Annotated in this window: 10 protein-coding genes; 6 read left to right on the forward strand and 4 right to left on the reverse strand. The window is 44.0% G+C overall.

Going from position 1 to position 8,755, the window contains the following annotated elements; translation table 11 throughout:
* The first annotated feature begins 65 nt into the window (after positions 1-65).
* Entirely contained in the window at positions 66-806 is a 741-nt protein-coding gene (locus B5D35_RS21345) for a sensor domain-containing diguanylate cyclase (protein ID WP_078754499.1), read from the forward strand.
* Between the two features lie 52 nt (positions 807-858).
* Here the strand turns inward: B5D35_RS21345 and B5D35_RS21350 are convergent, their stop codons facing one another.
* Positions 859-1,209, reverse strand: a complete 351-nt coding sequence (locus B5D35_RS21350; protein WP_078754500.1) for a DMT family transporter — start codon at positions 1,207-1,209, stop codon at positions 859-861.
* A gap of 125 nt (positions 1,210-1,334) precedes the next feature.
* Positions 1,335-1,856, reverse strand: a complete 522-nt coding sequence (locus B5D35_RS21355; protein ID WP_078754501.1) for a DUF3332 domain-containing protein — start codon at positions 1,854-1,856, stop codon at positions 1,335-1,337.
* 328 nt (positions 1,857-2,184) lie between these two features.
* Here B5D35_RS21355 and B5D35_RS21360 point away from each other — a divergent pair, with 328 nt between their 5' ends.
* Entirely contained in the window at positions 2,185-2,394 is a 210-nt protein-coding gene (locus tag B5D35_RS21360) for a DUF2986 domain-containing protein (protein WP_244556696.1), read from the forward strand.
* Between the two features lie 12 nt (positions 2,395-2,406).
* The gene (locus tag B5D35_RS24160; RefSeq protein WP_139367824.1) at positions 2,407-2,619 is read left to right on the forward strand and encodes a hypothetical protein; all 213 of its coding nucleotides are present in this window, start codon (positions 2,407-2,409) and stop codon (positions 2,617-2,619) included.
* A gap of 79 nt (positions 2,620-2,698) precedes the next feature.
* Here B5D35_RS24160 and B5D35_RS21365 read toward each other — a convergent pair whose 3' ends face one another.
* Positions 2,699-4,291, reverse strand: coding sequence for an ABC-F family ATPase (locus tag B5D35_RS21365; RefSeq protein WP_078754502.1), 1,593 nt, complete (start codon positions 4,289-4,291; stop codon positions 2,699-2,701).
* Between the two features lie 526 nt (positions 4,292-4,817).
* On the opposite strand from B5D35_RS21365, the gene B5D35_RS21370 reads away from it, so the two are divergent.
* From B5D35_RS21370 to B5D35_RS21385, 3 genes are all read left to right on the forward strand, one after another.
* A complete protein-coding gene (locus B5D35_RS21370) occupies positions 4,818-6,590 on the forward strand; it encodes an ABC transporter substrate binding protein (RefSeq protein WP_244556695.1) in 1,773 nt (590 codons plus the stop codon).
* A gap of 407 nt (positions 6,591-6,997) precedes the next feature.
* Positions 6,998-8,014: a sensor histidine kinase gene (locus B5D35_RS21380; RefSeq protein WP_078754504.1), complete on the forward strand. Its 1,017-nt coding sequence runs from the start codon at positions 6,998-7,000 to the stop codon at positions 8,012-8,014.
* On the forward strand, positions 8,005-8,487 hold the full coding sequence (locus B5D35_RS21385) for a response regulator (RefSeq protein WP_078754505.1): 483 nt from the start codon (positions 8,005-8,007) through the stop codon (positions 8,485-8,487). The genes B5D35_RS21380 and B5D35_RS21385 overlap by 10 nt, the downstream gene beginning before the upstream one ends.
* A gap of 20 nt (positions 8,488-8,507) precedes the next feature.
* Here the strand turns inward: B5D35_RS21385 and B5D35_RS21390 are convergent.
* The coding region (locus B5D35_RS21390; protein ID WP_170915244.1) for an ATP-binding protein at positions 8,508-8,755 on the reverse strand (248 nt) is incomplete at its 5' end.

Below are 8,755 nucleotides of genomic sequence, written 5' to 3' on the forward strand. Positions count from 1 at the left end.
CTTACAGGACTGGGTATGCCTGAAACTCAGTATATTGCTTAAGAACCGAACAACTTTAGGCTGCCATGTCTTCCAACCGAATTAAGCAACAAAGCCTATTCAATGATGACGCGATGGTAGTCAGCAATGCGGAAAAAGACCCTCGCTTTTTCGACAACCCTTACGTGACAAGCACGCCCAACATCAAATTTTATGCTGGCTATCCAATACACCATGCTAACGGGACAGTAATGGGAACACTCAGCCTGATTGACGATGAACCACGTACATTTGACGATAACGACATCAGTAGCTTGAAAGACATAGCAGACCTTGTGGAGCGCGAACTCACCGCGATGCAGTTCACGACGCAAGATCATCTAACGGGTCTTCTCAATGAGCAAGGGTTTTGGGTGTTATCACAGAACAGTTTAAATATGTGTGAACGTTTCAATGCCCCGGCCACCCTCGCCTACTTTGATGTGCGAGGACTGAAAAGCATCAACCAGTTATACGGTTTGAGAGAGGGGGATAATGCCTTAACTTTCTTTGCTGAATTACTGAGATTTGGATTTAGAGAGTCTGATGTTATCGCGCGTTTGGATTGCGATAGATTTGCCGTATTACTGAACAACACCCCCATTTTTAACACACAAGAAATACTTCACCGATTCAAAGAACGGGTAGAAAGGTACTCGACAGAAAAACGCTTACCTTACATGCTCGATTATTCCGTGGGGGTTTCAGGAGTAGAGGAAGGAGGCGACTACGATTATCACACATTGTTGAATATAGCCAAGTCCTTAGCTTCTCAAGCTAAAGTCTAGAATGGCAAAGTGGTATCGGTAATGACGTCATACGCTAAGCCCTAAGTTTCTTTTAGTGCATCACTGACGAAAACAGGTTGATCACTACAACACCTGCAACTACCAATAGCATTCCGATGATGGCTGGGACGTCCAGTTGCTGTCCGTGCCATAACCACGCGATAAGAGATACCAACACAATGCCTGCGGCACTCCATATTGCATACACTATGCCTAGTGGCATTTCTCTGACTGTTATGGAAAGCAAATAGAAAGATACAGCATAGCAACCTAATACCGTTGCAGTGGCGAGTGGGTGAGTAAATGAATGTGTTTTGGGCATCATCGATGTGGCGATGATTTCGAACAAAATGGCAAAGGATAAAGTCATGAATGGCGGTAACGCGTAGAGCAACTTAAGCATGTAACTCACTCCTACGGAAGGAAACTCCCGCATCCAATCCACTGAAATTACCTCGTAAAATCCCAGTCAGTAATAGATACAACAGAGCCCCACTAAGAAGCAGGGCTCAACGTTGTAAAAATGAATTATACGCGGTTTGCTGCGTATTCGTTCAATTCTGCAACGGCCACTGATGTGATGAATTCGTTGTTCAGGTAAAAATTAACCATCTCGCCGTCTTTCTCACCACGAAGAGTTTGCACTGAACCGTCAGCGTAAGCAACTGACATTTCCAATGACTTTTCGTTCAGTTGCTTAACGTCAGCTGAAGAGATTTTGATTGGCGCAGTCGTCAGATCGCTGCTCAGATTCTGGTTAATTTTGATGACAGCGTTCATCGGCGTATCTGCCAGTGCAGGAGATTTACCTGAGATTGGGTTGGTACCCGTCCAGAATTCAATGGTGTTGAAAATGAACAGGTCAGCCGTCGCCGCTACACCATATACTGGGCTCATCAGTACATACAGGCCAGCACGTGCGTAACGGTTATCTACTGCAGACAGGTTCAGTTTCATTACCGCACCAGAGGTCGCCATTTGGCCAATACAACCCGTTAAAGAAACAGTCAGTACAGCAGCCGCAACAGCTTTGATCGCAATTTTTTTCATTGTATTTCACACTGTGAACATAAAAAGTCGACGAAGTATACATTGAAAATGAAAACTGAAAAGAGGGGAAAAAACTCACCGACTGACAAGTAAGTAACACGTACATAACAGCCCGCAGTAAACAGTTTGTACACTAAGTAAATCCACGGTTAAATTCAGCTTATAGCACACTGAATTTATTAAAATTTGAGCACGTAACCATTTCGAGATGAAATGTTAACCCTGAAAGTGATAATAAAAACTGATTGCTCTATTTTTCACCGCTCAGTGAAAATTTTTTGCAGCGTCGACATCTCTTTACTTGAGCTATTTGGAGAACACACATACAATCGCCAACCAAAATTTCGATGGTGCTTCCTATGAACCGAAAGAAAAAATCATCTCGACGCTGAAGAAAAGAGAAAAGAAGAAAAACGCCAAGCTTAATCCGAGTAATAAGCCACGTTACATATCTAAAGCCGAACGCGAGAAACTCGCTGCGCAAGAGTTGGTCGCAGAACTTCAATCTGCACCAGAAGGCGACGACCAGGACATTTAATAGTTTGGCTGCTTGTTTAAGTGGCCAGCTCTTCGCTCTCTTCCTCTGGTCGAAGTCGGCGGTTTCCTCCTCCATCCCTCGCATCAACGCCGCTATCATCAATACCGTACCGACCTGTCTAAGCATCACCGACTCTTTAGCTACGTTGTTTTGCCCATAGCGGCCATCATTACTCGAAAAATAGCACCCACTACCCGCTGGGGCGACATAACGCCACGAATGTGAGCAGAGCGCATAACCCCTATGCTGTAGGCACAAAAAAGCCCAGGACAATCCTGGGCTCTTTCAATCAGAGAAACCGGTCTTAGTGGTCAACACCACGAGATTTTAAGAACTCTGGGTAAGTGCCCTTAAAGTCGGTGATTTTTCCATCTTTGATTTCAAGAATGCGTGTTGCCAAAGAGTCTACGAATACACGGTCGTGCGATACGAAGAACAAAGTGCCTTTGTACTGCTCTAGTGCCGTGTTCAACGATTCGATAGATTCCATGTCCATGTGGTTAGTTGGTTCATCCATAAGCAGCATGTTTGGCTTATGCATCATCAGCTTACCAAGTAGCATACGGCCTTGTTCACCACCAGACAGAACTTTTACAGACTTTTTGATGTCATCTTGCGAGAACAGCATACGACCAAGGAAGCCACGAATAACCTGCTCATCTTCCCCTTCTTGACGCCACTGGCTCATCCAATCCATCAAGTTCATGTCTTCTTCAAAATCTGAAGCATGGTCTTGTGCATAATAACCAATGTTGGCATTTTCAGACCACTTGAATGCGCCAGTGCGCGGCGCTAGAACGCCTGCCAAAGTATTTAGCAAGGTTGTTTTACCCACGCCATTTTCACCGATAATAGCAACGCGCTCACCGACTTCGAAAATACCATTGAAGTTCGCAAACAGATCGTGCTCAAAACCTTGGCTCAGATTTTCAACTTCAAGTGCATTACGGAACAGTTCTTTAGACTGCTCAAAACGAATGAATGGGTTTTGGCGGCTAGACGCTTTCACTTCGCTCAACTGAATCTTGTCGATTTGCTTGGCACGTGATGTTGCTTGCTTCGCTTTAGACGCATTCGCTGAGAAGCGTGCTACGAAGGTTTGCAATTCTGCAATCTGTGCTTTTTTCTTCGCGTTATCAGACAACAGACGCTCGCGAGCTTGGGTCGCTGCAGTCATGTATTCGTCATAGTTGCCTGGGTAAAGACGTAGCTCGCCGTAATCCAAGTCAGCCATGTGCGTACACACAGAGTTAAGGAAGTGACGGTCGTGCGAGATAATGATCATGGTGCAGTTACGCTCGTTCAGCGTATCTTCCAACCAACGGATAGCATCAATATCCAAGTTGTTCGTCGGTTCATCAAGTAGCATGATATCTGGGTCAGCAAATAGAACTTGCGCCAACAGAACACGTAGTTTCCAACCAGGAGCAACTGCACTCATCAAGCCATAGTGTTGTTCAACAGGAATACCTACGGCCAACAGCAACTCACCCGCTTTGGACTCTGCCATATAGCCGTCCATTTCCGCGAACTCAACTTCCAAGTCAGCAACACGCATACCATCTTCTTCGCTCATTTCAGGCAAAGAGTAGATACGGTCACGTTCTTGCTTCACTTCCCACAATTCTTTGTGGCCCATGATAACAGTGTCAATAACGGTGAAACTTTCGTAAGCGAATTGATCCTGATTCAATTTCGCAACACGTTCATTTGGATCAACGCTGATGTTACCGCCAGTTGGCTCCAATTCACGGCTCAGGATTTTCATAAACGTGGATTTACCACAGCCGTTTGCGCCAATAAGGCCATAACGGTTACCTTCACCGAACTTTACTGAAATGTTTTCAAAAAGTGGCTTTGCGCCGAATTGCTGAGTGATATTAGCTGTACTAAGCAAGGTATTAATCCTGAACTGAGAATGGAAATCGCCGCAAGGGTACAGAGATTACCCTCTTACTTCAAGCAAACTGCGTATTGAGTCACAGACATAATACGAATTTTAAAGCAGACAGAATGCAAAACATCTCTATAAACGGTTTAAACAGGAAGATCCAAATGAGTAGTGACCGCACTCGTTCACCACAGTTCTTTACCACAGTTCTTTGCTGCACCTCGTGCCCTTGTTACTTTTGATTTCTATTTTTCTACCTTCTTTGGATCCCCGATTTACTTTAATGAGCATTCGTTGTCCAATTCTCTGTGCTCACGGTCATTCGGCATCACACTTAATATTCCCGTCTCTCAAAGTTGTGAACATATATCGCAATTTATCCTAATCTATTGAGATAACTCGTTAATCTATACCTACACTTAATCTTCATTACGATATGAAATGCATGTCGACTTTTGAGAACCCAAGCGCTGAGGCAACTATGACAAGACTTGTAAGATCGAGGCTTTTTGCCCTAAGCCAGCACGCTAAGGTGAAACATTTCTTCGTGATCTGCTTCATCGCTCTGTCAATGAATACCGGTGTCTCTGCTTCTGAAGTCGAAATCCCCGACCTTTCAGTTTCGAATGGGCAACATGTCCTTTATATCAATTCTTTCCACCGTGGCTATGGGTGGAGCGATGAAATCGAAACCGGTCTGAGAGAAACCTTCGCCACATCAGCCAACCCTATAGAGCTGTCCGTTGTCTATCTTGATAGCAGACGGTTCGATCCGGTTGAGATCAACAGCAAGGTCGCAGACATCCTAGCACTGAAAAATGTGATAAATACCATTGATCTGGTGGTTACGTCTGACAAAGCGGCAATTGATTTTGCGCTTGAGAATCAATCGACTCTCTTTCCTGATCAGCCCATCATTTTCAGTGCCATTAACACACAATCTTCAGAATTCATCCGGAACAACGACAATGTGACGGGCATATCTGAGTACACAAACTACCTCCAATCTGTAGAGTTGGCATTGTCGCTTCACCCTCAGACGCAAGCCATCGCTTTTATTGGCTCATCAAAAGAGTTATATGACCGAAATGTGTTGGATATTGTTAAACGCAATGTAGCCTCTTCTATTGAAGAAAAGGTCGAGACAGATTTTCTGATTGATTTGTCCATCGATGAATTGGATGCAGCGCTGTCTGAACTCCCCTCAAATACGCTGGTATTTATGTTAGCCAGCACACTACCCAAACAAGAGGGTGGCCAATACAGCCCCGCTGAAACCGCTAGGATTTTATCATCTATCACACCTCACCCGACTTACACATATTGGCACTCACACATCGGACACGGTGCGATCGGTGGACAAATCGTCACAGGTCATAGTCAGGGCAGCGCGGCTGCACTTCTTGCACTTGAAATACTACAAGCCCCCAACAGTGATTTGCCAGCGCTGAGGCCTGCCCCATCATCATTCTTTTTTGATCTCGATGAAATGAAAAAGCAGGGTATTGATAAAGCTGCTTTACCAACAGGCACCCGCTTCATTCATTACCAACCACCGATTTGGCAAGAATACAAAACAGAAGCCCTAACCACGCTTGTCATTATCTTCGGGCTCCTTTCTGTTGTTCTGGCTTTTTTCCTGTTAGCCAGAAAACAAACTGAGACCATCCATCAAATAAGTGACGAAAATATTGAACTCAATAACGCACTGGAACATAACCAAGAAGTTTTGGAAGACGTTGCCCACCAACTGGAAGAGGTAACGATAATCGATGAGCAGACAGGACTGGCCAATAAACGGCATTTTAACGATATTTTGGATAAAGAACTTCGTCGCGCCAGTCGCTACAAAACACCGATTAGCTTGCTGTTGATCTCTTTAGATGACTTTGAGAGTTACACAAAAAACTATGGCGAGGAAAAAGCCAATAAGGCAATAAGAGACGTTGCTCAGATATTTTCTAAAACCTGCCAGCGCTCTTCTGATGTCTTGACGTACTTAACCCTTGCGCATTACGCAGTGATCTTGCCACATACATCGAGAGACAACGCTTTAATTGTCTGCGAAAAGCTTCATTCAACCCTCAAGGAAACTAACATTCCCTTTGTCACCTCGCAGACAGGGGCCCTAACCTTGAGTATTGGGCTTTCCTCGCTCGAAGGTACCGATGAAAGAGTAAGCCCACAACATATGTATAATACCAGTGAGGTATTGAGAGCAGCCGCAGAAAAAGGTAACGGGAATGTTACCAAAGCCGATATTATTGCAACAAATTGGGACTCAAATTCCTCTGCGGGTAGGTAACTACCCGCACATCATACCGCGACTTCTACAATTCACCCCCGAAATGCCCCTTTTATCTCAAGATACTGACATTTGTCTCAACGTGCTAGAAATCAAAACCCCATTTGTTATTGTTCGCTCTGTTGGTTGTTTTTCCGAATTTGTGCGTTGAGCGCTTGGAAAAGCTACTGTGCATCCGAAATACCTTATCGAACGGCGCACAAGTTTTTTGATGCGCCATTTTTTTATCTTTCGACTGTGATAAAGAAATAGTCAATGCGTGACAAGGTGCCCAGGAACGCTCTACTTCTTTCATTTCCCAGTTGTTTTTCAACGCAATTTTTCGATCATAATCACAGCCATTCGTAATGTGCAATAACAATAAAATCATATAATTATGTGTGGCTAAACTGTGTAGGCAAACAACAATGATTCAAAATTATCGATACTTCGAACCTGTACCTGTAACACTTGTTACTGGTGTTGGTTTTATCATCGCTTACTTTACACAGTCTCTTCTCGGAGGTGGCTACCTCTTTCACCTTCTCATCTCTATCGGCTACGGCGGTACCTTTCTTTTCTTTAATATCGCTTTCCTAAATCAGTTCCCTGAGTGGTCTCCAAGGAAAAGCATCTTTCTTGCTACGATCATTGGGGTCTGTATTGGCACCCTGAACATGTTGATTTGGATTTATTTTAAACGAGGCATTTGGCGTTTCGAACTCATCACACCCTTTTTAATTGCCACAACCGCCATTGCCTTTTTTGTCGCTTATCTGATTGTCAATCGAGAAAGAGCTATGAAAGCAGAGTCTGAATTGAAAGATATTCAGCTCCGACAAACAGAACAAGAAAAAGCACTCATCAATAGCCAATTAAGAAACTTACAGGGACAAATGGAGCCCCACTTCCTTTTTAATACCCTTGCAAACATTCAAATACTGATTGATACCGACAAAGAGAAAGCCAAAAAGCTTCTCACACGCATTACCGATTTGCTAAGAGCCAGTTTAAAGCAGCAGCGTAAAGACAAAATTACGATTGCTGAAGAGGTGAAGTTGCTTGATAGCTATCTCGCTATCCAACAAATCAGACTTTCTGAGCGTATGGAATACAAAATTGTATTAGACAACAGTGTTTCCCCTCAGGCTTTAATTCCGCCATTTCTTATCCAACCAGCGGTTGAAAATGCCGTCGTCCATGGCATAGAACCGTCAGTGAAAGGTGGGCATATTCAAATTAAGTTTTCAATCGTAAACCAACAGCTATTTATTGAGATAAGTGACAATGGTATTGGGTTTAACGAAGCATCCAAAGGCAATGGGCTTAGTATGAAAAATGTCAGAGAGCGACTGTCGGCCTTGTTTGACGGAAGAGGGAAGCTTGAGCTGATCATGCAAGAAGGTGGCGGCTTTATTACAAGGATGACTATCCCATGCGCATAATCATTGCAGACGACGAACCTCTACTGCGTCATCATCTTGGAAAATTGCTTGAAGATATCTCTACGGATATTCAACTTATTGCTAGTGTAGGTGATGGTGCTCAGGCACTCGAAGCCATCACGTCTGCACAACCTGATGTGGTATTCCTTGATATTCGTATGCCCGGACTTGATGGGCTTCAGGTTGCATCGGAACTGAACAAGCAAAACATTCAAACAAACATCGTTTTTGTTACCGCTTATGATGATCATGCTATAGAGGCTTTTGAGGAGGGTGCGATAGATTACTTAGTAAAGCCTATTGATGAGTCGCGCCTGCTTAAAACTGTAAAGCGTTTACAATCCGTGCAACACCGAAGTATGCCCAACGATGACTTACTTAACTTAATTCGTCAAAATCAAACTCAACAATTTGAAACCCTTGTCAACGCCGACTTAAAACTGATCCACTTAGCGACGCTATCGCCGAAGTAAAATTGACCCACCCATGGTAGTTATCCCTGCCTCTCCGATTCATTTTGTAGAACGGTTGGCACTGTCCCTAACGCCCTTTTCCCTTTTAGCCGATAACTCTCTCCACTTATCTGAATGATGTGAGAGTGATGAAGCAGTCGATCCAGCAGTGCAGCCGTGAGTGTGGTGTCATCAGCGAACGCATTTGACCATTGTGAGAACGGTAAATTGCTTGTGACAACCACGCTGCCCTGTTCATATCGTTTTGCGATGACATTGAAGAACAAGT

Origin of the sequence: Enterovibrio nigricans DSM 22720 (genome assembly GCF_900167155.1) — a bacterium.
Classification (GTDB): Bacteria; Pseudomonadota; Gammaproteobacteria; order Enterobacterales; family Vibrionaceae; genus Enterovibrio; species Enterovibrio nigricans.

What these genes read in the sequence shown, in the direction of transcription:
- B5D35_RS21345 (WP_078754499.1), top strand. Translation starts at nt 66, where the DNA reads ATGTCTTCCAACCGAATTAAGCAACAAAGCCTATTCAATGATGACGCG.
- B5D35_RS21380 (WP_078754504.1), top strand. Translation starts at nt 6,998, where the DNA reads ATGATTCAAAATTATCGATACTTCGAACCTGTACCTGTAACACTTGTT.
- B5D35_RS21350 (WP_078754500.1), bottom strand. Translation starts at nt 1,209, where the DNA reads ATGCTTAAGTTGCTCTACGCGTTACCGCCATTCATGACTTTATCCTTT.
- B5D35_RS21385 (WP_078754505.1), top strand. Translation starts at nt 8,005, where the DNA reads ATGCGCATAATCATTGCAGACGACGAACCTCTACTGCGTCATCATCTT.
- B5D35_RS21355 (WP_078754501.1), bottom strand. Translation starts at nt 1,856, where the DNA reads ATGAAAAAAATTGCGATCAAAGCTGTTGCGGCTGCTGTACTGACTGTT.